Origin of the sequence: Micromonospora sp. KLBMP9576 (assembly GCF_050941805.1) — a bacterium.
Lineage (GTDB): Bacteria > Actinomycetota > Actinomycetes > Mycobacteriales > Micromonosporaceae > Micromonospora.
The window spans coordinates 2,660,063-2,686,885 of record NZ_CP194567.1; the positions used below are offsets into that span (position 1 = coordinate 2,660,063).

21 protein-coding genes are annotated in these 26,823 nt (G+C 72.2%); 18 read left to right on the top strand and 3 right to left on the bottom strand.

Features of this window, described 5'->3' with window-relative positions; translation table 11 throughout:
- Window positions 1-15 precede the first annotated feature (15 nt).
- The 4 genes from ACQ452_RS11940 to ACQ452_RS11955 are packed head-to-tail and all read left to right on the top strand — an operon-like array spanning window position 16 to window position 3,966.
- A complete protein-coding gene (locus tag ACQ452_RS11940; protein WP_433393130.1) occupies window positions 16-1,521 on the top strand; it encodes a phenylacetate--CoA ligase family protein in 1,506 nt (501 codons plus the stop codon).
- The gene (locus ACQ452_RS11945) at window positions 1,518-1,961 is read left to right on the top strand and encodes a DUF4188 domain-containing protein (RefSeq protein WP_433393132.1); all 444 of its coding nucleotides are present in this window, start codon (window positions 1,518-1,520) and stop codon (window positions 1,959-1,961) included. The genes ACQ452_RS11940 and ACQ452_RS11945 overlap by 4 nt, the downstream gene beginning before the upstream one ends.
- The gene (locus ACQ452_RS11950) at window positions 1,958-3,025 is read left to right on the top strand and encodes a hypothetical protein (protein WP_433393134.1); all 1,068 of its coding nucleotides are present in this window, start codon (window positions 1,958-1,960) and stop codon (window positions 3,023-3,025) included. Before ACQ452_RS11945 ends, ACQ452_RS11950 begins: the two co-directional genes overlap by 4 nt.
- Complete coding sequence (locus ACQ452_RS11955; protein ID WP_433393135.1) at window positions 3,022-3,966, top strand: hypothetical protein; 945 nt, start codon at window positions 3,022-3,024, stop codon at window positions 3,964-3,966. Before ACQ452_RS11950 ends, ACQ452_RS11955 begins: the two co-directional genes overlap by 4 nt.
- Here ACQ452_RS11955 and ACQ452_RS11960 read toward each other — a convergent pair.
- Window positions 3,949-4,431 (bottom strand): MarR family winged helix-turn-helix transcriptional regulator, encoded by a 483-nt coding sequence (locus ACQ452_RS11960; protein WP_433393137.1) that lies wholly within the window; start codon window positions 4,429-4,431, stop codon window positions 3,949-3,951. The two genes, ACQ452_RS11955 and ACQ452_RS11960, sit on opposite strands and share 18 nt — an antisense overlap.
- Before the next feature lie 108 nt (window positions 4,432-4,539).
- Here ACQ452_RS11960 and ACQ452_RS11965 point away from each other — a divergent pair, with 108 nt between their 5' ends.
- From ACQ452_RS11965 to ACQ452_RS12010, 10 genes are all read left to right on the top strand, one after another.
- On the top strand, window positions 4,540-5,565 hold the full coding sequence (locus ACQ452_RS11965; RefSeq protein ID WP_433393139.1) for an MsnO8 family LLM class oxidoreductase: 1,026 nt from the start codon (window positions 4,540-4,542) through the stop codon (window positions 5,563-5,565).
- Between the two features lie 197 nt (window positions 5,566-5,762).
- A complete protein-coding gene (locus ACQ452_RS11970) occupies window positions 5,763-6,806 on the top strand; it encodes a trypsin-like serine peptidase (protein ID WP_433393141.1) in 1,044 nt (347 codons plus the stop codon).
- A gap of 77 nt (window positions 6,807-6,883) precedes the next feature.
- On the top strand, window positions 6,884-7,141 hold the full coding sequence (locus ACQ452_RS11975) for a transcriptional regulator (protein ID WP_433393143.1): 258 nt from the start codon (window positions 6,884-6,886) through the stop codon (window positions 7,139-7,141).
- A gap of 310 nt (window positions 7,142-7,451) precedes the next feature.
- Entirely contained in the window at window positions 7,452-8,096 is a 645-nt protein-coding gene (locus ACQ452_RS11980; protein WP_433393145.1) for an MBL fold metallo-hydrolase, read from the top strand.
- A 119-nt stretch (window positions 8,097-8,215) separates the two neighbouring features.
- Complete coding sequence (locus tag ACQ452_RS11985) at window positions 8,216-11,038, top strand: AfsR/SARP family transcriptional regulator (RefSeq protein WP_433393147.1); 2,823 nt, start codon at window positions 8,216-8,218, stop codon at window positions 11,036-11,038.
- Window positions 11,039-11,583: 545 nt separating this feature from the next.
- Entirely contained in the window at window positions 11,584-12,354 is a 771-nt protein-coding gene (locus ACQ452_RS11990) for a hypothetical protein (RefSeq protein ID WP_433393149.1), read from the top strand.
- Window positions 12,351-13,067: a hypothetical protein gene (locus ACQ452_RS11995; protein ID WP_433393150.1), complete on the top strand. Its 717-nt coding sequence runs from the start codon at window positions 12,351-12,353 to the stop codon at window positions 13,065-13,067. Before ACQ452_RS11990 ends, ACQ452_RS11995 begins: the two co-directional genes overlap by 4 nt.
- The gene (locus ACQ452_RS12000; RefSeq protein ID WP_433393152.1) at window positions 13,057-14,310 is read left to right on the top strand and encodes an MFS transporter; all 1,254 of its coding nucleotides are present in this window, start codon (window positions 13,057-13,059) and stop codon (window positions 14,308-14,310) included. Before ACQ452_RS11995 ends, ACQ452_RS12000 begins: the two co-directional genes overlap by 11 nt.
- Entirely contained in the window at window positions 14,303-15,289 is a 987-nt protein-coding gene (locus ACQ452_RS12005; RefSeq protein ID WP_433393154.1) for a hypothetical protein, read from the top strand. Before ACQ452_RS12000 ends, ACQ452_RS12005 begins: the two co-directional genes overlap by 8 nt.
- On the top strand, window positions 15,279-16,454 hold the full coding sequence (locus ACQ452_RS12010) for an insulinase family protein (protein ID WP_433393156.1): 1,176 nt from the start codon (window positions 15,279-15,281) through the stop codon (window positions 16,452-16,454). Before ACQ452_RS12005 ends, ACQ452_RS12010 begins: the two co-directional genes overlap by 11 nt.
- 63 nt (window positions 16,455-16,517) lie before the next feature.
- On the opposite strand, the gene ACQ452_RS12015 is transcribed toward ACQ452_RS12010, so the two are convergent.
- Complete coding sequence (locus tag ACQ452_RS12015) at window positions 16,518-18,512, bottom strand: acyl-CoA dehydrogenase family protein (protein ID WP_433393158.1); 1,995 nt, start codon at window positions 18,510-18,512, stop codon at window positions 16,518-16,520.
- 508 nt (window positions 18,513-19,020) lie between these two features.
- On the opposite strand from ACQ452_RS12015, the gene ACQ452_RS12020 reads away from it, so the two are divergent.
- From ACQ452_RS12020 to ACQ452_RS12035, 4 genes are read left to right on the top strand one after another with little or no spacing between them, the layout of a single operon-like run.
- The gene (locus tag ACQ452_RS12020) at window positions 19,021-20,049 is read left to right on the top strand and encodes an NAD-dependent epimerase/dehydratase family protein (protein ID WP_433393160.1); all 1,029 of its coding nucleotides are present in this window, start codon (window positions 19,021-19,023) and stop codon (window positions 20,047-20,049) included.
- Window positions 20,050-20,065: 16 nt separating this feature from the next.
- On the top strand, window positions 20,066-21,334 hold the full coding sequence (locus ACQ452_RS12025) for a DegT/DnrJ/EryC1/StrS family aminotransferase (RefSeq protein WP_433393162.1): 1,269 nt from the start codon (window positions 20,066-20,068) through the stop codon (window positions 21,332-21,334).
- Window positions 21,331-22,695: a serine hydrolase domain-containing protein gene (locus tag ACQ452_RS12030; RefSeq protein ID WP_433393164.1), complete on the top strand. Its 1,365-nt coding sequence runs from the start codon at window positions 21,331-21,333 to the stop codon at window positions 22,693-22,695. The genes ACQ452_RS12025 and ACQ452_RS12030 overlap by 4 nt, the downstream gene beginning before the upstream one ends.
- A 17-nt stretch (window positions 22,696-22,712) precedes the next feature.
- The gene (locus ACQ452_RS12035) at window positions 22,713-24,119 is read left to right on the top strand and encodes an MFS transporter (protein WP_433393166.1); all 1,407 of its coding nucleotides are present in this window, start codon (window positions 22,713-22,715) and stop codon (window positions 24,117-24,119) included.
- Between the two features lie 134 nt (window positions 24,120-24,253).
- On the opposite strand, the gene ACQ452_RS12040 is transcribed toward ACQ452_RS12035, so the two are convergent.
- The gene (locus ACQ452_RS12040) at window positions 24,254-26,608 is read right to left on the bottom strand and encodes an AbfB domain-containing protein (RefSeq protein ID WP_433393167.1); all 2,355 of its coding nucleotides are present in this window, start codon (window positions 26,606-26,608) and stop codon (window positions 24,254-24,256) included.
- Window positions 26,609-26,823 lie beyond the last annotated feature (215 nt).

The window sequence follows — 26,823 nt, forward strand, 5'->3', positions numbered from 1 at the left end:
TGGACGCTACGGTTCGTGAGCTTCACACTCAGCGGGCTCTACACGTTGTACCGCGTGCATCCGGCGGTGTGGCGGCTCATGGCGCGCAACTACCGCCCGCACATGGGTCGGTTCGCCCGCCTGCACGCGTGGATGACCTGCCAGTTCGCGGCGCTCGACGTGCCGGCGTACCGCCGCTTCCTGGGCGACAACGGCTGGACGTTCCGGTGGTTCGACCTGACCAGCTACCCGCCCACCGACAAGCAGTCCTACGTCCGGGCGTACCCGGAGCACCTGCGCTGCTGGCACGGCGTACTCGAGATCGCCGGCAGTGTCGTCGACGAGTCGTCCGGATCGTCCGGGCAGCCGTACAACTGGATCCGCAGCCGCCGCGAGCTGCGTTCGGTGCACAAGAACCTCGCCGGGTACGCGACGATGGTCTTCCCGTCGAAGCGCCGTTTCGTCATCAACGCGTACTCGATGGGCGCGTGGGCCACCGGCACGAACACCGGCATCGCCATGGCCCAGATCGCGATGGTGAAGAACACCGGCCCGGACCTGGGCAAGATCATCGACACGCTGCGGTACTTCGGGCCCGGCTTCGACTACATCGTCACCGCGTACCCACCGTTTCTCAAGCACCTGCTCGACGAGCTGGACGCGCAGGGGTTCCCGTGGCACGAGTACCGCATCTCGGGGCTCGTCGGGGGCGAGGGGATGACCGAGGCGCTCCGCGGCTACCTGGAGCGGCGCTTCCGCAAGGTCCGCTCCGGTTACGGCGCCAGCGACCTCACCATCGGCATGGCGGGGGAGAGCGACTTCAGCGTCTGGGTGCGCCGTCGCCTGCGCACCGACGCCGCCCTGCGCGCCGCCCTGCTCGGGCCCGACGAGCACCGGCTGCCCATGGTGTTCCAGTACAACCCACTGGAGACGTACCTGGAGACGACGGCCGACTCCGAGATCCTCTGCACGATCAACTCGATGGCCGTGCTCAACCCGAAGGTGCGTTACAACATCGGCGACGAGGGCCGCCTGGCCACCTTCGCCGATGTCATGGCCGCGATCACCGACCCGGCCGCACGCGCCGAGGCGTGGGCCGCCTTCGCCGTGGACCGGATGCGACTGCCACTGCTCTTCCTGTACGGGCGCAGGGACAGCACGATCTCGTACATGGGGGCGAACATCTACCCACAGGACGTCGAGTACGGCCTCTACCACCGCAATCCGTACGCGCACCTGCTCCAGAGCTTCTGCCTCGAACTGGACGAACGCTCCGACCTCGAATGCCGCCCGGCCGTCAACCTGCAACTGCGCGAGGGCACCACCCTCGACGAGGACCAGCGGGCAGTGCTCGCCGACGCCTGCCGGGCCGGCGTCCTGCGACACCTCGTCGCGGTGAGCCGCGACGTCGCCGAATCGCTCGCCGAGGACCCGTCCGCCGCCGACCTGCGCGTCACGGTGCACGACTACGGCACCGGCCCGTTCGCCGGCACGAACACGAAGATCAAGAATGTCTACCTCGTGAAGGGTGGTACCGCGTGAGGACGACCGACTTCTCCGCCGCGCCGCCGGCGGGCCAGGCGACCGCCATGTTCGTCGGCGCCACCCGGTACGCCGGGCTGACATCGATCGTCAGGCTCACCGGCCGGTGGCTCAGGATGGTGCGCCAGATGAAGCGGATGACCGGGTACCGGTGGCACACCGTCTACTACCGTTTCCCGTTCACGCTCGGCACCATCGCGTTCTTCAGCGACCGCGACGCGCTGTTGAAGTTCGCCCGCAGCAGGCACCACCGGGACCTCATGTGCTGGGTCACCGACGGCACCCGCAACGCGACCGCCGGCTTCATCCGGCTCTACGACGCCGCACCGCACGGGTACAGCAACGGCGTCTGGCGCGCCGAGGGCGACGGGATGGCACACGTCCCCACGTTCACCGCGCTGTCCACGGAGGTCGACGGCCCGCCGGTGCACCGGCCGTGAAGGCCGTACCGGTCGCCTCGCGGGCCGACCTGCGCGACTTCCTCGACCTTCCGCTGCGCCTGCACCCCCGCGACCGCTACGTCCCGCTGCCGGCGTCGGTGATCGCCGCGCATCGCCGCAGCGCGGAGCTGTACCTCGTGCGCGACGCCGCCGGGCGGGCGATCGGCCGGACCGGCGTGCACCGCGACGCGGCGTTCGACGCCAAGGTCGGTCCGCGGCAGTTGTTCGGGCACACCGAGTTCGCCGACGACGATGCCGTGTTCGCGGCGCTCATGGACGTCGTCGTGGCGCGCTCCGGTGGGCGTGCGCTGTTCGGCCCGGTCGGGCTGCTGCCGAACCAGACCGGCGGCGTGATCACCGGCGGCCACGCCGATCGCGGCTTCGTCGACTCGGCGTGGAACCCCGACTACTACCCCGCGATGTACGAGCGGCACGGCTTCACCCGCCGCTTCGAGGCCGACACCTGGATCGTGGACGTGCCCGGCTCGGCGGCCGCCTTCACCTTCGACGACTCCCGCGTCACCGCGGAGCGCCTCGAGATCCGGCACGGTTCACGCCGCCGGTTGCGCGACCAGCTGCCCATCCTGCGCGACATGCTCAACGCGAGTTTCGCCCAGCTCGGCTACTACACCCCGATCTCCGCCACGCAGTTGGCCGAGCAGACCGACGGGCTGTCGTTCCTGCTCGACGAGGGGCTGCTGCTGTGGCTGGAGAAGGCGGGCCGGCCTGTCGCGTTCGTCGTCGCGGTGCCGGACATCTCCGCGTTCCTGATGACGGTCCGTGGCCGGCTGGGGATCGTCAACCAGCTGCGGCTGCTCGCCACCCGATCGCGGTACCGCCGCGACGCGGTCCTCGTCGTCAAGGGCACCGTCCCCGACGAGCAGGGCCGAGGCTACCTCACCCTGCTGGCCCGCGAGGTGCACCGCAACCTGGAAGCCGGCGGGTACCAGGCGCTGCGCAGCACCTTCGTCGAGCGGGGCAACGCCGCGTCCACCGCGCAGTACCGCCGCGCCGGCGGTCGGCCGCTGCACGGCTACACGTTCTACGAGCGGACCGGCGCATGACCTGGGTCGACGAGCTGCGCGCGCGAGAGGCGGTGTTCCGGCGGTCGCCGAGCGCGCACAACACCCAGCCCTGGACGCTCGACTACCGCCCCGACCAGGTCCTCGTCGGCGTCGACCCGGCACGTGCCCTGCCCGCGTCGGACCCGACCCGCCGGGACCTGGCGCTCGGGCTGGGAGCGTTCGTCGAGACCTGCCTGATCGTCGCGGCCGACGCCGGCCTGGCCGTGACCTGCGACCTGAGCGACCCGTTGCGGATCAGGCTCGTCGAGGCGGCCGCCCGCTACCGCACCCCGTTCACGGCCGCCGACGTCGACGGCCGACGCGTGGCCCGTGGCCCGTACGCGCCCGGTGTCGTCGATCCCGCGATCCGCGCCGCCCTGGAGCCCGGCGTCGCGCACGTTCCCAGTCGCGATCTCGCCCGCGACCTGCTCGCCGCCGACCGGTGGACGTACTCCACCCGGAAGGTCGTGCTGGAGCTGCGTGCGTGGCTGCGGCTGGACCCGCGCGACCCGCGGTACCACCGTGACGGGCTGACCGACCGCGCCCTGGGGTTGAGCCGCGTCGAGGCGCGCCTGTTGTCCGCCGCCCTCCGCGCCCACCCGGTGACCCGGCACCTCGGCCTGGCCGCGCTCCTCGCCGGGAGCGGCCGAAACCTGCTGCGGTACGACGGCAGCGTGCTGGTCCTCACCAGCCGGGGGGAGGATCCGCGCCAGGCGGGGCGCCGCCTCATGCGTACGTGGCTGACGCTGGCGCGCCACGACCTCGCCGTGCACCCCCTCAGCCAGCTCGTCGACTGCCCGGCCACCGCCGCCGGCCTGGCGGCTCGCGTCGGCGCGACACCACTTGCGGTGTTCCGTGTCGGGAGACCGCGTAGCGAGCCGGTGCGCTCCGCCCGCCTGCCGCCGCAGGCGTCGGCCAGCGGGTCATCCCGCGTGTTGTGAGGCGGGCAGCGGATCCGGTGCCTGGGCGGACAGGTGCACCGCGATGCTGTGCAGGACGTCCACGGCGGCGGGCACGCGATCGAGGCCGGTGGCGTCGAGGGCATCCCGCAGGATCTCCCGGCGAGCGCAGTGGATGCTCTCCAGCGCGTGGGAGCCGGCGGGGGTGATGCGGATCAGGAACGCACGCGCGTCGGTGGGGAGCCGTCCACGGCTGACCAGACCGGCGTTCTCGAGTCGCTTCAGGCGGGGCGTGATCGAGGAGACGTCGACGCCGTGGCAGGCGGCGATGTCCGAGACCCGCAGTGCGCCGTGCGCGTCGAGATGCTCCAGCAGCGCCCAGGAGGCCGGCGGCAGGTCGTAGCCGCAACGCGCGGCCAGATCGCTCGTGGTGACGCGGTCGGTCAGCATCCGCAGCACTGTGGCCAGCGAACGCTCCAGGTCGTCGAGGGCCGCCTGATCGGTCATGCCCGACACGGTAGCGGCACCGTCATCGACAAACAAAGTTTGGGCCAGCCAACTATCTGGCGTAGGTTCGATCATGCCCGTCCGCCCGATGATGAGGAGTGTCCACCCGTGAGGTTGTCGATCGTCGATCTGGGCACCGTGGCCCCCGGCACCACCGAAACGGACGCGCTGGCCGACTCCCTGGAGTCCGTCAGGCACGCCGAGGCGCTGGGATTCCACCGGGTGTGGTTCGCCGAGCATCACCTCAGCCGTTCGGGCGCCTCCCACCATCCGGAGCTGCTGATCGCCGCGGCGGCCGTGCAAACCTCCCGCATCCGGCTGGGGTCGGGGGCGGTGCTGATGAACCACTACAGCCCCTTCAAGGTGGCCGAGATGTTCAAGCAGCTCGAGGCGATGGCCCCCGGGCGCGTCGACCTCGGCATGGGACGGGCCACCGCCGGGCCGATCATCGACCTGGCCTTGCAGCAGAACCGGCAGCACCCCGCGCAGGCCGATCATCCGCAGCAGGTGCTGGAGACCCTGGCGTGGCTGCACGGGACCTTTCCGGACGGTCACCCGTTCGCCGGGCATCCGCTCGCCCCCAGCGTGCCCTCCGCCCCCCAGACGTGGCTGCTCGGCTCCAGCCCGAACGGCGCGGAGTTGGCGGCCGGGCTCGGCATCGGCTACACCTTCGCCGGGTTCATCAACCCGCCGGCGGCGGCACCAGCCCTGCGACGCTACCGCGACGCCTTCCAGCCCCAGGGCTTCGGTCTGGAGTCGCCGCGTTCGATCCTCGCCGTCAACGTCACCGTCGCTGACACCGGCGCCGAGGCCCGCCACCTGGTGGGCTCCGCCAAGGGGTTCTATGCCCGGCTCACCCGGGCCGGGCGCGCGGCGGGATCGGTCATGGTGCCCTCCGCCGACGAGGCGGCACGGGAGCTCACACCGGCCGAGGAGGCCGAGCCCACCGAGATCGTCGACGGCCGGTGGCCGAGGTTCGTCGCCGGTGGGCCCGCTGAGGTCCGCGCCATCCTGGAGCAGATGATCGAGCAGAGCGCCGCCGACGAACTGATGATCCAGGACCTCATCGCCGATCCCGCCGCCCGGCGCCAATCCCACAGGCTGCTCGCGGAGGCGTTCGACCTGCCGAAGTAGCCGGTGCCGTGGTGGCACCGGCCCGCCACGCGGCGGCCGGCACCGGCAGTGTGGCAGTGGCGTGCCGGTCGCAAGCAGGTACATGTCGGTGAACCAATGCCGACAGACCCCTGCTGGGTGGCGGGTCAGCCTTCTAGCGTCGCCTGTGCCGGGCCGGTGACGGATGGTCACCCGGGTCGGCTCCTAAGGAGGATCGGGTGCGAAGGCGTCACGGCATCATCTCGGCGGTCACCGCCATGTTCTGCGGGTTCGCTCTGGTCGGCACACCGGCACAGGCGAGCGCCACCACCACACCAAACGGGGCACCGGCCGGGGCGGAGGGGACGTTCCACGGCCGACCGATCCGGGACGCGGCGAGCGCGCAGGCCCTGGCCGACGCGTACTGGACGCCGGAGCGGATGCGATCCGCGACGCCGCTGGAACCGCCGGTGGGCGAGGAGGAACTGGCCGGGGAGGCCGCGGACCGGCCGGGTCGGGTCGGTGAACCGCGCTCGGGCGCGGAGCCGATCGCTCCGCGCGGCACGAGCCCGGCGGTCCTCGGTCCATCGGTCCCGGCCCGGAACGCGTCCGCCGGGGCGGGGCCGCAGTCCGTCAATCCGTCACCCGGTGTCGGGCGGGTCTTCTTCACCGACGTCAACGGCGACGACCACTTCTGCTCCGCCAGCGCGGTCAACACGGCCAAGGCGAACCTGGTCTCCACCGCCGGGCACTGCCTGCACCCCGGCGACGGCTCCGACAACTGGTACACCAACTGGGTCTTCGCTCCGAACTACGCCGACGGCCCGTCCAGTTGGGGGCTGTGGAGCGCCCGGAGCAAGACCTCCACCAAGGGCTGGGTCAACCACGACATCCTGTGGTGGGACTACGGTTTCGTCACCGTGTGGCCGCGTAACGGTGATCGGCTGGTGGACGTCACCGGCGGGGAGGGCATCAGCTTCAACTACCCCCGCAGCGTCGCCGTCACCCTGCTCGGCTATCCCGGCGCCGCGCCCTTCGACGGCAGATGGCAGCACTACTGCCAGAGCACGACGAAGGCCGCCGGGAGCCAGCGGGTCAAGCTCATGGACTGCCCGCTGAACGAGGGCACCAGCGGCGGGCCGTTCCTGCGGGCCTGGAACAACTCCCAGGGCTTCGGGCACGTGAACTCGGTGGCCTCCTACAAGTTCTCCGGCAACATGTACGGTCCCTATTTCGACGAGGACGTCGCCGACCTCTTCGACCATGCGAAGGTCAAGAACTGACCCACGCACGGGTGCCGGCCCCCCGGCCGGCGCCACGGGTCGGTCCGGCGCATCGTCAGTGCCAGGTAGGGTTCGCCATGGCCACCCGAGAAACCCTCGAACACGTCGTGCGTACCCGCACTCTCACCGCCGACGCTGTCTTCGGCAACCACGTCGACCTACGCGCCTACCCGTACCGGCTGCTGTCCATCCTGTCCCACCGCGGGATCGGCGCCGAACAGGTCACCCGTGCCGTGGCAGCCGCTGAGGCACTGGAGAGCCTCGGCTGGGAACTCGTCACCGTCTCCGAGTTCGCGAGCAGCAGGATGGTCTACGCGATCATGCGCCGACGCTGAGGATTCCGGCGAGGCCCCGCCACCGCCCGACCCGGCCGCCGACGCGTAGGGCGGCGGCCGATGGGTGGGGGACCGGGCGACGAGACGGAGGCGTACGCGCGGGCAACGCTGGCGGGTGCGGCGCTGACGCAGGCGGAGGCGGCGGCCATCGCGGCAGCGACGCGCGTCGCCACGCCAGCGGGTACGCCGGACGGCCCACCGACCACACCGGCGGCGACGGACGCCATGCCGGACGGTCGTCTGCTTCGGGGTCGTGCCGACAGCCGGCTGACGGCACCAGGCATAGATCGACGCCGGTACTGTTGCGGGCATGACGGGATACTCCGGCTTGGCCCCAGGGGTTCGTGAGCTTTCCGCGCTGACCATCGGCAAGGTCTCGGTGGGGCCCGGCGACAACAACTGTTATCTGCTGCGATGCCGGTCGACGGGGAAACAGTTGATGATCGACGCGGCGAGTGAGCCGGACGTCCTGCTGGACTTCTGCGACCGTCGCCTGGATGCCGTCGTGACCACGCACCAACACTGGGACCACTGGGAGCACGCGCTCGCCGTGGTGGTCGACGCCACCGGCGCCACGACCTATGCTGGCGCGCCCGACGCGCCCGGCATCGCGGTCCGCACCGACGTCGCGCTGCACGACGGCGACGCGATCACCTGCGGTGCGTTCGAGCTACGGGTGATCCGACTGACCGGGCACACGCCCGGGGGAGTCGCCCTGCTGTATGAGGACCCGGGCGGCCACCCGCACCTGTTCACCGGGGACTCGTTGTTTCCGGGGGGACTCGGCAACACCTTCGGTGATTCCGGCGCCTTCGCCTGCCTCTTCGACGATGTCGAAAACAAGATCTTCGACAGGTTGCCGGACGACACCTGGGTCTATCCGGGACACGGTCGGGACACCACGCTCGGCACCGAGCGGCCGGCGCTCCCCGAGTGGCGGGCGCGTGGCTGGTAGGCGTACTTCGTAGGTCCAGGAGCAGGGCGGCGCGGGGGCGGTCGGCCAGGGACACGACGGGACCACTCGGCAGGTCCTCCGCGCGGCGGGCGTAGGGCTGTCTGTCGAAGGTGGGGTAGATGAAGTTCAAACTGCTCGGGAATCTAGAGATATGGTCGTCGGCGCGCCGGCTCCCCCCGATATCGCCCCGCCAGGAGCGGTTCCTCGCGCGTCTGCTGCTGACCCCGAACACGCTCGTGTCGATCGGCGCGCTGGCCGAGGCGCTCTGGGACGGCGAGCCGCCCACCTCAGCGGACCGGCAGGTCCAGAACACCGCGTCGCAGCTACGCAAGGCCTGGCTGGGCGCCGGGGTGTCCACGGCGAGAGAGGTCCTTCGTACCGCACGAGCCGGCTACTCGCTCGACGTCGAGCTGAACCAGATCGACCTGTACCTCTTCCGTGGCATGGTCGCCGAGGCCGGTGCGCTCGCCGAGGCCGGGGATCTGCTCGCGGCCGTCGCGAGACTGCGGCAGGCGCTGGCGCTGTGGCGCGGTCCCGCTTTCGCCGGCAGCGACACCCGGGTCGTCCAGGAGAACGCGTTGCTCATCAACGAGGAGCGGCCGGCGGCCTGGGAACGGTGCATACGCCTGGAGCTGCAAGCCGGCCTGCACGCCCGTGTGGTGACGGAGCTGGCCGCGCTCGTCGCGGAGTTTCCGTTCCGCGAGCGGCTCATCGGGCTGTTCATGACGGCGCTCTACCGCACGGGGCGGCAGACGGAGGCGCTGCACGCCTACCAGAGAGCGCGTGCCCGGCTGAACGACGAACTCGGCATCGATCCTGGCCCGGAGCTACAGGAACTACACAGGAAGATCCTGCAGAACGACCTGGACCTGTTGGGTCCGGCGGTGCCCGAAACGAGCACGGCCGCCCCGCCGCCGACCGTCCCCGCCGCCCTGCCGCCGGTTCCGAGGCAGCTTCCTCCGCTCGACGGCTCCTTCACCGGCCGCCAGGAGGCGCTGGCGCTGCTGACGCGGCACTGCGGGCAGGCGCAGGTGCTCGTCGTGGCCGGCGCGGCCGGGATGGGCAAGACCTCACTCGTCGTGCAGTGGGCGCACCAGGTCCGGGACCGCTTTCCGGACGGTCACCTGTTCCTCGACCTGCGTGGGCACAGCACGGACGCCGGCCGGTCGCCGGGCAGCGTGCTCGCGCACGTCCTGGAGAGCCTGAACCTGCCGCCGCAGAAGATCCCCGCCACGCTGGAGGGACGGACCGCGCTGTACCGCTCGGTGATCGCCGACAAGAAGGTCCTGCTCGTCCTGGACAACGCCGGCACCATCGATCAGGTGCTGCCGGCCGTGCCGCCCGGCGGTGGCTCGCAGCTGGTCGTGACCAGCCGCAACGCCCTGGCGGCGCTGCACACCCGGGTCGCCGTCAAGGGCCTCGCACTGGGCGGACTGAGCCGGGCGGAGAGCCGTTCGATCCTTGTCGGCACCACCGGCGCGGCGTCGGCGAGCGCCAGTCGCGCGCTGGACGGTCTGCTCGATCTGTGCGGCGGCATGCCGCTGGCCCTGCGGATCCTCGCCGCCCGGATGGTGGCGGAGTCCTCCCTGACGGTCGAGGACCTAGCCGCCAACCTCTCCTGCGACGGTGGGTCACTCGACGGGTTCGCCATCGACGGTGACTCGCGCAGTGTGCGATCAGTGCTGGCGAACGCCTACGCGACGCTCCCGGCAGACGATGCGCGGCTCTTCCGCCTGCTGGCGGTGCACCCGGGCCGGCGGATCCGGCCGGAGCTGGCGGCGGCGATCGCGGCGCTCCCGCTGCCCGTCGTGCGGCGCGGCCTCGACAACCTGATCGGGCTGCACCTGGTCACCGAGACCGGCGACCATTACCTGACCATGCACGACCTGGTCCGATCCTTCGCCGCGGAGCGCCTGGAGGAGTTGGCCCAGGACGACCCGCCTGCCGAGACCGTCGACCGTCTCCTGGGCTGGTACCTGTCCGTGGCCGCCATGGCCAACCGCGTGCTGCGGCCCGACCGCAACGCCTTCGCCGGCGCGTCCGCGCGGGCGGAGACGTTCGTCAAGCCGTTCGTGGAGGACGTCGACGCCATCAACTTCCTCGACGAGGAGAGCGACAACCTGGCGGCGATCACCGCCGTGGCGGTCCGCCACCGTACCGACCGGGCGGTGGAGCTGATGTACCACCTGCACAGCTACTTCGTGCGGTCAGGCTTCTCCACCGCCGACGTGGACGCCTGGAAGCGGTGTGCGGAGAACGCGCACCGCATCGACCAGCCGCTCCTGCGCGCCCACCTCCACCACGCCCTCGGCGGTGCGCTCGCCGTCACCCACGACCTCGACGCCGCCGCCGGCCACCTGCGTCTCGCCACCGGTCTCTACGAGCGGGAGGGAGATCCGGGTGGCGCGGCCGGCTCCCTGCTGGGCCTCGGCTTCGTCTACGAGACGCAGGGCCGGTACCGCGACGCGCTGACCGAGTACGAGCGGGCGCTCGAACTCGCCCGGGCCACGCGGAACACCACTCTCGTCGTGCACGCCCTCAACAACTCCGCGGACGCGTTGGTGGCCCTCGACGACATCGACGCCGGGCTGGAACGGTTGAAGACCGGCCGCGAGCTGGCCGGTGAGGGCGGCCTGCGGCACCACGAGGCCGCGATCCTCAGCAGCATCGGCGCGCTGTTCGTCCGGAAACGCGCCTATGCCGAAGCCCTGGAGTACCTGCATGAAGGGCTCGCCCTCATGCGGCAGTCCGGGTTCCGTACCGCCGAGGCGGACACCCTCGCTCGGGTCGGGCACGCGGTGCTCGGCTCCGGCAACCGCACCGACGCCGCCACCTGGTTCCGGCAGGCACAGGAGGCCTATCGCCAGAACAACGACGCGGCGGGTGAGGCGGCCATGGCGAGGCTGCTTGGCGAACTGGCCGAGAAGCGCCGGGCGGCATGAGCACGCCACAGCGGGTCGTGTACTTGGTTGAACCCGGTTGTCCCAGGTCAACGGCGGTGGATGAAAGGTGGATGACGATGCGATGCAGGATCTGTGGAAGCTGATGGCAGCCGGAAGCGAGCAGATCGGTACGGGGGCAGGCGGGTTACGCCCGCTGATCCGTTCGTCGGCCGGTGTATTCGAAGGGAGAGCCAGCATGGAGCAGGTTGCGGAGATCATCGAGGTCATCGAGTCCCTCGAGGAGACCGACGAGGGCCTGGACGCCCTGACGTCCGTGCAGGCCGGAGAGACCTGGGTCTGACCGGTCAGACCCCGGAAAGTGCACGCACGACCTACCCGGAGAGGAGGAACCCACAATGGAGCAGGTTGCGGAGATCATCGAGGTCATCGAGTCCCTCGAGGAGACCGAGGACGGCCTGGACGCCCTGGCGTCCGTGCAGGCGGGCGAGACCTGGTCCTGATCGGTAACCGATCAGGTCCCTACCCCGGCGCCCGGCCCTTCCCAGGGCCGGGCGCCCCTCTGCCGTCAAGGGAGCGCTGAAGCAATGGTCGCTGACGACTACCTCGCCGAGGCCGCCAAGCTGCGCGTGGCGGCCGAACAGGCCGCAGTCAAGTACGGTCCCTCCTCCCAGGCCGTCGTCTTCCTCAAGTACGAGGAACTGATCCGGCTGTGGCACGTGCACCTGGCCGCCGGTTCGACGCCCCCGCCCCGTGACCAACTGGACCGGGCCGCCGAGGACATCCGCAACGCCTACGCGCGGCAACTGACAGTCCGCCACGACCACCCCACCCGGGTGGTGCGGAGAGACCCGCTGGTCATCGAGTTCGATCGCGCGGTGTTCGAGGACCGCTACGCCGTGGCGGCCCACCGGGCGGTCGAGCAGACCTGGCGGGTCCGGTCCGCCGAGGTCCCGGCCGACTTCGCCACGGGCGCGCCGCACATGTTCGTGATCGACGACCGAGGGCAACTGCTCATCTGGCGGCGGCAGTTCACCTTCCGCGAACTCATCTTCGGCCGGGCGAAGTCACAGGTCGAGGGTGTCCCCGTGGCCCACCCCATGCTGGTTCCCGACCGGCTGCGGGTACGCACGGCAGGCGAGATCGTGCTGATCGGAGGTCCACGGGTGCACGCGGTGGTGGCGAACACCAAGTCCGGTCACTTCCGGCCGCCACCGTCGACGGCGGCCGTGGTGCGTGCGACCTGCGCGGAGCTGTTCGCGGTCCCGACCGACCGGATCGACGTCTTCACCGTGGGCGGCCTCTCCGACCAGGAGTACGCCGGTTCGACTCACCGACTCGTAGGGATGACGGCATGACGGCAGCGGAGCGCATCCTGCGGATACCGAGGGTCGGTGTGGAGCACGAATACCGGTGGGTCGTGCCGGTGACGTCGCTGGCCGATGCCGCCGCGCACGTCGAACTGCGTAACCGGCTGATCCAGATCTCCGGCCTGCGGCTGGCCGACCAGGCGGCGATCCTCCAGCACACGCTGTGTTTCGATGACGGGCAGTGGTCGCTGACGGCCGCGAACTGTTCCCTGACCGCGCTGGTGAACCGGGGGCAGGGCCCGTCCTGGCTGGTGGCGAAGGAGACCATCCAGTGGGTGGACGGCCGCCGCGACGTGCTGGAGATGACCGAGTACGTGCCGGACGTGAAGGCCCTGTCCAGCGCGCAGGCGCTCGCCGGGCGGCCCGGGCAGCACCTGTCGCGCCGGGTCCCCGCCCTCGGTGAGCTGCGGGTGTTCGGATACCTCGCACAGCGGCGTACCAAGGCCGCCCTGCTCTCCGAGCAGCAGGCGACGGTCGCCGTCAGCTGCGACGCCATCGAGCTGCGCGACGCCAGGTCGGAGCTGGTGAACACCTTCGCCGTGGTGGAGGTGGAGGTCAACCAGGCGAGCCGTATCGACCTGGACGTGCTGGCCGGCGTGGCCGACAGGTTCTCCGCGCACTTCGGTCTGGCGCCCGCGCGGACGACGAAACCCCAGCTCGCCGCCCGCGGCCTCGGATGGAACGACCCACGTGGCGACTGACAGTCCACCGGTCACCGCCGCAGCCCCCGCCCGCGCGGCCGGGCCGTGGCAGGCATGGCGGATCCTGCTGCTCGCGAACGCCTCTTCCCTGATCGGCAACTACGTCCAGAACCTTGCCCTCCCGCTGTGGGTGCTGTCGGTGACCGGCTCCTACACGGCCACCGGCATCACCTTCGCCGTCGGCACCCTGCCGGTGGTCGTCTGCGCGCCCCTCGCCGGCCGGATCGTCGACCGGTTCAACCGGCGGTTGGTCTTCATCGGCTGCGAGCTGCTCTGCGCGCTGCTGGTGCTGGTCCTGATCGGGGCGGTACGCGCCGGGAACCTCACGGTCGTCTACGTCGTCGTGGCGCTGCTCAAGGCGGTCGGCAGCGCGTCCATTCCCGCCGTGCAGGCGATGCTCAAGGAGCGGTTGGCCGGAGACGACGCCCGACCGGTGATCGCCCGGTTCGAGGTGGTCTTCGGCGCGACCATGAGCCTCGGCCCACTCATCGGCGCCGCGCTCTCGGCCGGGGTCGGCATCGAAGCCGCGTTGTGGGTCAACCTCGCCTCGTTCGTCGTGGCGGGACTCATCGCCACCCTGCTGCGTCCCGCACCGACCGGGGCCGGGCGCCGCACGGCGACCCCCGCCGGCGACCGGGCGGCGACGCGGCTGGAGCCCCTGCGCTGGAGGACCATCGACCCGAAGCTGCGCCGGGTGGCGCTCGCCGAGGCGTCGTACTTCCTGTTTCTCGGCTCGGAGGTGGTCGTCGCCCTGGCGGTGTTCGAACAGACGCTCGGCGTCGCCGCGGCGGCCATCTACCAGACGCTGGCCGGCATCGGCTGGATCGTCGCGTCCTCGCTGATCGTGGCCCGGTCCACCCGGCAACCACTGGTCCTTTGGGTGGGGGCGGCGGTGTCCGCCGTGGCAGCCGTCGCGCTGCTGCTCAGCGGCCGGTCGTGGAGCTGGGCCGCGGTCGTCGTGGTCGGCCTCCTCGGTGGAGCCGGCAACGTGATGATCGCCGGTGCGGCGACTGTGGTCTACCAGTCCCTGACGTCCAACGACATCATCGGCCGCGTCTTCGCGTTCCGCCGCGCGATGCTGAACCTGCTGATGACCGTCTCCTACGTGGCCATCCCCTTCGTCGGGGATCTCACGGCGCGTCCCGCGCTGATCCTGCTGGTCGCGGGAGCCGCGAACCTGGTGATCACCACGGTGCTGCTGCCGCCGCGCCACAGCGCGGCCACGGGCGGCAGCCATGACTAGCTTCGTGTCCCTGGGCCAGATGGGCGCCGTGCCGCGCCCCCACCGTACGGTGCGCCGGATCCCCTGGGGGACGGCCACCGAGACGCCGGACGCGACCGGGCTGACAGCCCTGGCCTGCGCCGCCCTCTTCGGGCCTGACGCGTACCGGGTGGGCCATCGCAGCTCGGCGGTCGGCATGCCCCCGGAGACCGGCCCCGACGTGCTCGACGAGCGGTTGCGCAACGTCGACCTGGCTGCCCTGCGGCGGGCGCTCGTCACGCAGCGCGCCCAACGGATGGGCGATCGTGGCTGGCTGCTCCAGCGGGCACTGCACCTGGCCGCCTGGGGCGAATCCTGCGTCGCCGCGCTACCCAGCGCAGCGGCGGCTGCCGCGATCACCGATCAGCAGATCGTCGACCGCGCCCGCGACATCATCGCTTCCCTGCGCACCGGCGGGGATCGCGACGATGACCAGGATCCGCTCGCCTGGCGTGGCGGCCTCTACTACGGTGCCCGCAACCAGCACCGGCTCGCCGTGGGGGTGCAGGTTCCCTGGCCCGGCGGAGCGGATGCGGCGGGTTGCGCGCGTTTCGCGGCGGCGTACGTGGGCAGGGTCGGCGCTCCCGGCGTACTCGTCCGGATGCTCGCGCAGCGTCAGGTGCCGTACTACGCCGCGGCGGCCCTGCCGGTGCGCGAACACGGCACCGCCTGCCTCAGCGTCGGTCTGAGCACCGTGGCCGAGCACGTGGTGCCGCTCGTCGAGACGGTGCGGGACCTGCTGCGCGACATCCGGGACGCCGGCATCCCCGACGCGCAGGTGCCCCACCTGCGGCAGAGCGTCGCGCTGCACGAGGCGATCCAACCCTCGGACGACCCGTTCCAGCCCGGGGGCGGCGGTTCCCACGTACCCGCCGACCGGCGCGTTCCTGCCGTCGCCGTGGTCGGCGACCTGCCCGAACCGACAGTCGTCCACCTTCGCGAGGCCGTCCATGGATGGTGAGATCCTGCAACTGCCGGGCCGGGGCACCACGGTGTTCCTGGCACATCGGCCACAGTCCCCGGTCACCTCCCTGGTCGCCACCTACGCGCGCGGCTTCGGCCACGACCCCGCACACGCGCCAGGCGTGGCCCACCTGCACGAACACCTGTATCTGGCGACCCTGCGCACGATCGTGACCGCGCCCATGGTGGCGTCCGCCCAGACCCACGCGGACACGATGAACGTCTCCGCCACGGTGCTGGCGGGCCACGACGGCCAACTGGTCACGGCGCTGGCGGCCGTCTCCCCGCTGCTCGCCGCCGGAAGGATCGATGACGACGTCCGGTTACGGGAGTGCCGGGCGATCGATGTCGAACTGTCCGAGTGGTTCGGCAACCCGCTGCTCGTCGCCGGCCACAAGCTGGCCGCACTGGCCACCCGGCGGCACCGACTGGCGCGGTTCGACGAGTGCCGCATCGGTGGCGTCTCGGCCATCGGGGCGCAGGATCTGCGGGCGCACGCGTCGCGGCGGGAGGCGAACCACCCCGAGCGGCTGGTGATCGTGGGCCCCCGGCCGGCGGAGGCGTGGCTTCCCCTCCTGGCGGACGCCACGGGGCCACCCCGCGCGGCGCCCGAACCGGGCACGACCGAGCCCGCGGACGGACACCCCGGCCCTCGGACGGACCTGGCCGGCGCTGACAGCCGCGTCTACGTCGGCATCCCGCTGCACCTGGACACCGCGGAGAACGCCGAGGCGGCCCACCTCGCCGCTCAGCTCCTGCTGCACGCGCGCGGCCCGCTCGCCGAAGTCGGCAACCGTGCCGGGGCCCGCTTCCGGGGAGGTTCCGTCGTGCCCGCCGCCGGCTGCGCCGTGGTCACCGGCAGCTGGATCGTGGCGGACGCCCGACAGCGGGAAGCGATCGGCATCGCGTTCAGCCAGCACCGGGGGAACGCCGCACCGGCGCTGGTCGCAGCACAGGCCGCCGCCCTGCCGCAGCGGCGTAGCGCCGCGGTCGCCGCCCCCGCGGCACTGGCCGCCGCGATCGACGCCTGGCGATCGGGTTATGGGATCGATCCGACCGCCACCGGCCCGCCCGACCCCGACGGGATCGACCGCTTCCTCCGGGCCGGGTGGGACCGGGCCGTGCTCGTCGGCGCCAACTCGGCGCGCAACAGCCCGTTCTGAGGCGGCGCGGGCGGAACCGCCGCGGCGGCTCCGCCCGCCCGTCAGCGCCGGAGCGCTGGGCGGTCACCGTCGCGTCGCCGCCTGCTGCTCATCGGCGGCATCCTGGGCGGCCATGCTCTCCTGCCGGAGGGGCTCCTCGCGCAGGATGGCGCAGTGCAGCCACGCCTCCGGGATGGCGAACCCGTCCACGAGCGTGCGCATGTGCGGGCGCAGCTCCTTGAGCAGGCCGTTCACCACGCCGGTGACCGCCTTCGAGCGGGCCGGCGTGAGACGGCCGTGTTCCAGGAACCATCCCTTGTTGGCCTCGACGACGCTGAGCGCGTACAGGTCGCAGACCCGGGCGAGCAGCGCGCGGACCGCCGGGTCCGTGGTGTCCTCGATGGCGGCGACGAACGCCTCCAGGGTGACCCGGTCGATGTGCGCGGCGGCGACGGCGAGGACGTGGTCCTGCACGTCGTTGAAGATGTCGAAGGGGCGGTCCTTCTTCGTGGCCGCGCCGTTGCGCAGGCGGCGTACCGCGCCGTCGAGCAGGTGCCGCTCGCGGTCCTCGAAGGCCTTGAGCTGCCAGCCGCGGTCGGTGACGGCGACCTCGTCGTCGCGGCCGGGCACGGCGCCGACCAGCCGCTCGATGAGCGACCGCGCGGCGGTGCGCTCGAGGACCATGTCGCGGACCTGGTCGGCGACGAAGGAGGCGCGGCCCCAGCCGTCCAGGGAGCCGAACTCGTCGCGGTAGCCGGTGAGCAGCCCCTTGGCGACCAGTTGCAGCAGCACCGTGTTGTCGCCCTCGAACGTGGTGAAGACGTCGGTGTCGGCCTTGAGGCTGGGCAGCCGGTTCTCGGCCAGGTAGCCGGCGCCGCCGCACGCCTCGCGGCACATCTGGATGGTGCGCGTGGCGTGCCAGGTCTGCGCGGCCTTGAGACCGGCGGCCCGGGACTCCAACTCCCGCTGCCGGTGCTCGTCGACCGGCCCGTCGCCGCCCTGCACCTCACTCAACGCGGCGACCAGCTCGGCCTGGGCGAAGTGCAGCGCGTACGTGGTGGCCAGGGCGGGCAGCAGCTTGCGTTGGTGGGCCAGGTAGTCGTTGAGCAGCACCTCCCGGTCGGCGTCGGGGGTGTCGAACTGGCGGCGGATGTCGCCGTAGCGCACCGCGATGGTCAGCGCCGACTTGGTGGCTGCCGCCGCGGCGCCGCCCACGCTCACCCGCCCCCGGACCAGGGTGCCGAGCATCGTGAAGAAACGCCGCGAGTCGTTCTCGATGGGGCTGGAGTACGTGCCGTCGGCCGCGACCTGACCGTAGCGGTCGAGCAGCATGTCGCGCGGGACCCGCACGTGCGCGAAGCTGAGCCGCCCGTTGTCGACGCCGAGCAGGCCGGCCTTGTGGCCGGCGTCGCCGATGCTCACGCCGGGCATCGGGTTGCCCTGCGCGTCGCGGATGGGGACCAGGAACGCGTGTACGCCGTGCCGCCGCCCGTTGGTGATCAACTGCGCGAAGACCACCGCCATCCGCCCGTCGCGGGCCGCGTTGCCGATGTAGTCCTTGCGGGCCGCCTCGTGCGGGGTGTGCAGGTCGAAGGTCTGCGTCTGCGGGTCGTACGTGCAGGTGGTGCGCAGCCGCTGGACGTCGGAGCCGTGACCGGTCTCGGTCATCGCGAAGCAGCCGAAGATCTTGCCCGAGATGATGTCGCGCAGGTAGGCGTCGTGGTGGCGCCGGGTGCCGAGGGCCCCGACCGCGCCGCCGAACAGGCCCCACTGCACGCCGGCCTTGACCATCAGCGACAGGTCGACCTGCGCCAGCATCTCGCTGGCGACGATCGAGCCGCCGACGTCCGAGCCGCCGCCGTATTCGCTGGGGAAGGCCGATGCCGTGCCCAGCTCGACGGGGAGCTCGTGCAGCAGCCGGCTGATCCGTTCCCGCGCCTGGTCGCCGGTCTCGCCGTACACCGGCAGGAAACGCTCGTCGAGGTGCTCCCGGTGGGCGTTGCGCACCTTGGCCCAGGGGCCGTCGAGCACTTCCTGTAGGCGTGCGAGGTCGATGCGGCCGGACGCGTGATCGGGCATGGTCACCCCTCGAAATGGCGGACATATGCGCACAGTCTGTACCCGATCAAGCGTACCGGCCCGCCGCAGGTGTCGCGGGGGAGGTCGCGGTGAGGCGGGACACCATCGCCGTACGCGGCGCGGCGCGCCGGTGGTCGGCCCGGGCGCGGTGGGCTCGGTTCGCGGCAGACCGGTCACGAAAGCGTCCTCCTTCCGACTCGACCCTGGACGCCACGTCGATCGGCCGACAACCCGATGCTCTGTTGCTGCCAACCGTGTTTGAGGCAGCAAGTGGACATCCGGTTGTCAGCGGGTCGTGCCGTGTCATTCGGTGGGAGGGGCCCTCCGCCGTTCGGGGGAGGGCGCCGAGCTGACGCGATTGGACCGACCATGCGCCACTGCGCGCCGCCACCGACCGGGCCCCGGCCGTGGGCGATCCGCCCACCGCCCAGGTCCGGTGATCGCGGTCGCCCACACCTGACCCCTCCCGGCCGGCTGGAACCGGTCGATTCGCAGAGCGGAGAAACAGTTGACGGACAACGGCAACGGCAACGGCAACGACAACCTCGACATCGGCCCGGGCACCCGGACCCTGGTCACGGGCGGCCGGGGCTTCGTCGGCTCGCACCTGGTCGACGACCTCGTCGCGCGGGGGGCCACGGTGACCGTCCTGGACGTCACCGCGCCGGACGGCACCCTTCCCGCCGGTGTCGGCTACCGGCCGGTGGACCTGCGCGACCCGGCCTCGGTGCGGGCCGCGCTGGTCCCCGCCGACGTGGTGTTCCACCTGGCGGGCAACGCCAGCGGCACCATCTCCGTCGATCACCCCCGCTTCGACTTCGAGACCAACGCGGAGGGCACCTTCAACCTCTTCGAGGCCCTGCTCGACACGGGGGTGCGCAGGGTGGTCTACCTGTCGTCCGCGATGGTCTACGGACGTCCGCAGACCCATCCCATCGCCGAGACGCACCCGCTGAACCCGTTCCTGCCGTACGCGGCCTCCAAGCTCAGCGGCGAGCACGTCGCCGCGAGCATGGTGGAGTCCTACGGGCTGCCCGCCGTGGTCGGCCGCGCTTTCACCATCTACGGGCCGCGCGAGGACCCACGCCGCGCCGGCGGAGAAGTGTCGCAGTACCTGCGCTGGCACCTCAACGGGCTGCCGATTCCGGTGGTGGGCGACCCCGACGCGAAGACCCGCGACTTCTCGCACGTCGGCGACCTGGTGGCCGGGCTGGTCCGGATGGCCGAACGGGGCGCCGTCGGCGAGTGCTACAACCTCGGCAGCGGCACGGAGACGTCGATGCGGGAACTGGTGACCCTCATCGGGGACGTCACCGGCACCCCGGCGCGAATGGAGTGCGACCTCAGCACACTGGAGGACAGCTACCGGCACGTCGCCGACGTCAGCCGGCTGCGGGCGCTGGGACACCGGCCCCGGGTGCCGCTGGCCGAGGGGATCGCCGCCCTGGCCGCCCTGCTCGGGGCCCGGCCGGAGTTGCCCGCGGTGCCGACCGTCTTCCAGCGCGACACGCCGGCCGGCGCGTCGGCGGCGGCCTGAGCGGGGGGTGCTGGACGTGACGAACCCATTCGTCGTGCCCTACCACGGCCAGGGCAGCGTGTTCGACGAGGCCGACGTGGCCGCGGTGACCCGGCTGCTCCGCTCCGACGCCCACCTGTCCGACGGCCGGGAACGGGGCGCGTTCGAGGACGAGTTCGCCCGCCACACCGGCGCGCGGCACGCCGTCTCGACCACGAGCTGCACGATGGCCCTGGAGCTGGCCACCCACGTGCTCGGTCTGCGGCCCGGAGACGAGGTCGTCGCCTCCCCGCTGACCTTCCAGTCGACCGTCACGCCCCTGCTGTCCCGGCCGGTCGGCGTACGCTTCGCCGACATCGACCCGGACACCCTGGCGTTGAGCGCGGAGGCGGTCGACCGGGCCGTCGGGCCGCGTACCCGGGCGATCTACGTGACGCACTACGGTGGCCTTCCCGCCGACCTCGACGGCCTGGTCGCCGTGGCGCGCCGGCGCGGGCTGGTGCTGCTGGAGGACTGCGCGCACGCCCTCGGCACCCGGTACCACGGACACGGCGTCGGCACGATCGGCGACCTGGGCTGCTGGAGCTTCCACAGCCTGAAGAACATGTCCACGATGGGCCAGGGCGGCATGGTGACGTGCCGCGACGACAGGTGGGCCGACACGCTGCGCCGGATCGGCGTGATGGAACCCGACGCGGACTTCCGGCCCCGGACGACGCCACCGGACTTCGGCGGCCGTCGACCGCCCGGCCCCGAGGACCCGCAGCGGCACGCCAAGAACGCGTACACCCACGACTGCACCGCCATCCGGTACGGCGGCCTGAACGCGACGATGAGCGAACCGGCGGCGGCGGTCGGGCGCACCCAACTGGCGAAGCTGCCGGCGATGGTGACCCGGCGGCGAGAGATCGCCGCCCGACTGCACGAGGGCCTCGCCGACCTTCCCGGCGTCGTCCCGCACCGGGACCTGCCCGGCACGGTGCACTCCTACCACCTCTACACGCTGCGGATCACCGACGCCACGCCCGGCCTGCGCGACGAGGTGGTACGTCGGCTGCACCACGAGCACGGGGTGGAGATGATCCTCCGCTACTTCCCGCTGCACCTGCTTCCGGAGTGGCGCCTGCGTGGCGGCGCGTACGGGCAGGCGCCGACGGCCGAGCGGATCTGGTTCGACGAGCTGGTGAACCTGCCCATCTATCCGACCATGACCGACGGGCAGGTCGCGCACCTCGTCGACGCGGTGCGTGCCGCCGTGATCCGCGCGCGCGGTGGCCTGCTGCCGGCCCGGGTGGTGGCATCGTGATCGGGGAACGGGAACTGACCGAGGCACTGCAGGAGTTCCGGATCAAGAACGACGTACCCGGGGCGATGGCTGTGGTGTTCGACCGCGACGGTCCGCGTACCGCCGCGGCGGCCGGGCTCCGGTCGGTCGAGGAGCCGGACGCCGCTCTGCGTCCCGACACGGTGTTCCGGGTCTACTCCACGGCCAAGACGCTCACCGCCACGCTCGCCGCCGTCCTGGTCGCCGCCGGCGAGCTGGACTGGGACGAGCCGGTGGCCGCCACCCTGCCCGACTTCCGACTCCGGCGACCGCACGACACCCCCGCGGTGACCGTGCGCCACCTGCTCAGCCACCGTGCCGGCTTCATTCCGGACATGGTGCTGCACGACGGCTGCGGCCGTGATCCGGACGCCGTGGCCGTCGCCGCCCGGGTGGAGGCCGCCCGCACCCCGCTGGTCGGCCGCCCGGGGCAGGTCTACGCCTACAGCAACCTGGGTTTCACCGTGGCGGGCCACCTGCTGGAACGCCGCACCGGCACCGCCTTCGACCGGCTCTTCGCGGAGCGGGTCGCCGAACCGCTCGGGCTGACCCGCACCTTCCACGACCCGGCCGTCGCGATGACCTATCCGCTCCTGCAGCACCACCGGCTCGACGCGGGCCACGCCCGGGTGGTGCACGAACCCCGGGTGGCGGCCAAGCACGCGCCCTCCTCCCAGTGCTGGTCCACGGTGCTCGACCTGGCGCGCGTCGGCGCCGCCCACATGGCCGCCGACCGGAGCGCCCGGGGCCTCGGCGAGCTGCGCCGGCCGCAGGCCGACGTCCGCCTCGACGTCGACCTGCACTACGGTCTCGGGCTCTACCTCGGCCCTCGCGCCGGTGCCGACCTGCGCTTCGGGCACGAGGGCTTCTACGACGGCATGTGGACCAAGTTGCTCTGCTGCCCGGCCAGCGGAATCGGCCTGGCCTGGGCCGACAACCGCGGTGAGGAACTGCGTGAGGCCCGCTACCGGGTGATCGAGGAACTGCTCGCCGAACTGGGTGCCCGACCGCCTGACTGGACCCGTCCCGCGCCGACCGCCCCCGTCGGCCCCGTGCCGGAGGGCCGCTACGAACGCCCGGCCAGCGGCAGCGGCCTGCGGCTGGTTTCGGACGGAGCGAACCTGGACATCATCACCGGTGACCGCACGGTGTCGATGATGCCCGCCGCCGCCGACGTCTGGGCCGCCGCCGCCACCCCGGCGGACCGGGCGGCGCCACCCTGGCGCCCGCACGCCGGCAGCGACCGGATCAGCCTCGGCGCCGTCCGGGACGACCACACCGGTGAGGTCACGCACGTGCTCCTCAACGGGCTGCCGTACCGGCGGGCCGACCGCCGCCGCTGATCGGGAGGGGGCGGCACGTGAACGTGACGGACGCGGGCCGGGCGGGGCTGGTGCTCGCGCTGGTGTGCAGCGTGCAGTTCGTCGACGTGCTCGGTGTGACGGTGCTGGTGGTCGCGCTGCCGGCGGTGCAGCGTGACCTGGCGCTCGATCCGGCGACGCTGTCGTGGGTCGCCGCGGCGTACCCGCTGTTCTTCGGTGGGCTGCTCATCGCCGGCGGCCGGGTGGTCGACACGCTCGGCCGGCGGACGGCGTTCCTGGCCGGCACCCTGGTGGTGACCGTGGCGTCAGCGGTGTGTGCGCTGGCGCAGCACGGCGTGGTCCTGCTCGCCGGCAGGGCGTTGCAGGGAATCGGCGCGGCCGTCGCCGTGCCGGCGGCGCTGGCGGTGCTGCTCGCCGCGTTCCCACCGGGGCCGCGCCGCGACCGCGCGCTCGGCGCGTGGACGCTGTGCGGCGCGCTCGGCGGTGGCGGTGGGTTCGTCCTCGGCGGGCTGGTCACCCAGGCCGTCGGCTGGCGCTGGCTGTTCGCCGCCCTGGTGCCCCTCGGGGTGGCGGTCCTGCTGCTGGCGCGTGGCGCCATCGAGAGGACGGAGCGCTCCGCCGGCCGCACCGATGTCGTCGGCGCGGGCCTCGCGACCGCCACGGTGGTCCTGCTGATCCTCGGCTTCACCCGCGCCGGCGAGCACGGTTTCGCCGACTGGACGGTGTGGCTGCCGGTGCTGGCGTCGGTGGCCCTCGCCGTCGCGTTCCTCGCGGTGGAGCGGTCGGTGACCGATCCCCTCGTACCGCTGTGGGTGTGGTCGGTGCCGTCGCTGGCGCTGGGCGGCATCGTCGCGTTGGTGCTGACCTTCACCACCAGCGGAGCCAACGTGGTCGGCACGCTGTTCCTGCAACAGGTCCTCGACCTGTCGGCGGGGGCCAGCGGGATGGTCTTCCTGACGTTCAGCGTCGCGGTCGCGCTCGGCTCGGCCGCCGCCTCGACGGTGGTCGCCCGGCTCGGCCGGGTGTGGGCGATGGTGGCCGGACTGGTCGTCGTCGCGGTCGCCATGCCGGTGGGTGCGGTCGCTGTCGGTCGGCGTGCGCTGGCGCTGTTCGTGGTGGGCCTGGTGCTCTCCGGTGCCGGCCTGGCCGTCGCGTCGGTCGCGTCGACAGCCCACGGCACCAGCACCGTGACCGACGAGAACGCCGGCCTGTACGGCGGCATCCTGAACGCCGCCGCGCAGATCGGCACCGCCGTGGGCATCGCCGTGCTGCTGGCCGGGGCGTCGATCGCCGCGGGCCCCGCGCCCCGGTCGCTGGACGCGACCGCCCGGGGACAGGTGACGGCCTACCTCGTCGCCGCGGCCGTCGCCCTGCTCGCCGCCGTCGCCGCCGTGGTCGTCACCCGGCGGACCGGGCTCGTCGGGGCCCGCCGGTCCCGCGGTTAGTGGCGGTCCTCGGCCTGCGAGCCGGGCCGGTGCACGTGCCGGCCGAGGAACGGACGCCGAGCCTGAGGCGACGGTGGCTCCGCTCCGGGGGCCGGACCCGGGCCGGTCCGTGCGGGCCGGCCCGGGCGGTGTGGTCAGGGGGCCCAGGGGGCGGCGACGTGCCAGGTGCTGTCGGCGGCCCAGAGGGCGGGCGTGTGGTACGCGGCCCCGCCGGCGCCGTTGCTGAGCCAGACCTGCGAGTCGTGGTGGCGCAGGAACGAACCCCGGAAGTTGTACGACTCCAGGGACACGCCGCCGCCGGTGAGCCCGGTGCGGGCGCACCAGGTGGCGTCGGCGCGCATCAGCGCCGAACCGTCGTCGGGGGAGTTGCGCACCCGGGACTCGGCGTGGCGCAGGTACTGCCCCGGGAAGTTGACCGACTCGAAGGAGCGGCAGTTCGGGTCGGCCAGGCCCGCCCGGATCGTGTAGGTGGCGTCGTTCCTGAGCAGCGCGTCGCTGTCCGCGTCGACCACCTCGGTGTAGGCGAGGCCGTTCTGGTGGCGCAGGTAGCGGTTCTGGTGGCCCGGCGTGGTCACCCGCAACGATCGCCGGGTGTCGACCGGTAGGGCGACGGGCTGGCTTCCGCCGAGGGACCGGGAGGCGTCGATCAGCGCCCGGTTGGCCGCGCGGACCCGGGCCTCGTCCATCTTGACGATCCGGCGGTCGTAGGTGAGGAAGCCGTTCAGTTCGCCTTCGAGGTCGGTGATCTCGGTGTAGATCGACGCGCTGAGGCCCGTGCCGAGCATCAGGTTCTGCGCGCCCCGCACCAGGCCGACGTACCGGTCGGTGAGGGCGGTGGAGTTCGGCTGCCACTCGTAGGCGAAGAACTCCCCGCTCGGGCTGTGCTCGTGGCCGGGGGCGCGCAGCCCCAGGCCGCCGTACTCGCCGAGCACGGCGATCCTGGTGGCCGACGGGCTCGGCGAGGCGGGGCCGAGGTAGACGTGCCAGTCGTCGATGTCGCCGTTGCCGGGGTCGCCGAGGGACTGGCAGCAGTTGTAGCCGCTGTGCACGTTGACCAGTCGGGTCGGGTCCTGGTTCTTGACGTTCTGCCCGACCCGCCGGGTGTCGGCGAGCGCGCGCTCGCCCCAGCCCTCGTTGTAGACGGTGTAGGCGACCACCGCGGGGGAGCTGCGGTGCTCGTCGACGATCTCCCGTGCCTCGGCCTCGAACTGCGCCTGCTGCGCGTCGTCGGGGTCGACGTTCTGGGCCGTCAGCGACGGGACGTCCTGCCAGACCAGCAGGCCGAGGCGGTCGGCGTGGTAGAACCACCGCTGCGGTTCGACCTTGATGTGCTTGCGGACCATGTTGAACCCGAGGTCCCTGTGTTTCTGCAGGTCGAAGGCGAGGGCCGCGTCGGTGGGGGCGGTGTAGAGCCCGTCCGGCCAGTAGCCCTGGTCGAGGGTCCCGGTCTGGAAGACGAACTGGCCGTTGAGCTTGGGGCGCAGCACTCCACCGACCATGCCGGTGGTGATCTCCCGCATGCCGAAGTAGTGCGTGGTCCGGTCCCGCTGGACGCCGCCGGGGCCGCGCAACGTCACCCGCAGGTGGTAGAGGAACGGGTCGTCCGGGGACCAGCGGCGGGCGTTCGGCACCGGCACGGCGAACTCGGTGAAGCCGCTGGTGGCCGAGCCGACCACTGTGGTGCCGTCGAGCGCCTCGGCGCGTACGGTGTGTCCGGTGACGTTGCCGCGGGTGGACACGCGTACCCGAAGGGTGTTGGTGGCGAGGTTCGGGCGGACGTCCACGCGGCTGATCGACGCGGCCGGGACGGGCTCCAGCCAGACGGTCTGCCAGATGCCGGAGTTCGGGGTGTAGAAGATGCCGCCGGGGCTTTTTGTCTGCTTGCCGAGCGGGGGCAGGCTGCCGTTCTGCCGGCTGTCGGTGGGGTCCCACACCTTGACGACGATCTCGTTCGTGCCGCCGCCGAGGTGCGGGGTGACGTCGAAGGTGAACGCGTCGTAGCCGCCGGTGTGCCCGCCGACCCGCGTGCCGTTGACCCAGACGGTGCTCTGCCAGTCGACGGCGCCGAAGTGCAGCAGGGTGCGTCGGCCGGACCAGTGGGCGGGGGCGGTGAAGGTCCGCCGGTAGAACAGGTAGTGGCGGTCGTCGTCGGCGGACCGCTGGATGCCGGACAGGGCGCTCTCCACCGGGAACGGCACGTTGACCCGTTGCGGCAGGTCGGTGCCGAACTGCGGGGCGTCGTCGGTGGCGGACTGGCGCAGCTGCCACTCGCCGTTGAGGTTGAGCCAGTCGGGCCGGGTCATCTGGGGTCGCGGGTATTCCGGCAGCGGTGTGCCGTCGAGGGCCTGGCTGGTCCACGGGGTGGTCAGCGGGGGAGTCTTCGGCGGCGCGGCCTGTGCGGCGGGCACCGGCGCGAGCAGGCCGGCGAGCAGGGTGAGGGTGGCCATCAGCGGCAGGGCGCGGATGCGGACGCGGGCGTGACGTGTCATGCCGTCTCCGATGTGGACGGGCCGGCGCGGGCGGGAGGAGCGGCCCGTGCGGCCGGGTGGCGGGCGCAGCGGTGCGGCCCGGGCGGGCGCTGATGTCGCGCGCAGGTGTCGGCGGATTCGCTACGGGGCTCCGGCGCGACCATATTGACATCCGCGAGCGCCTCTATAACGTTATAGAGGTCGGAAGGGCGGTGCGTCAATAGCGATCCATCGAT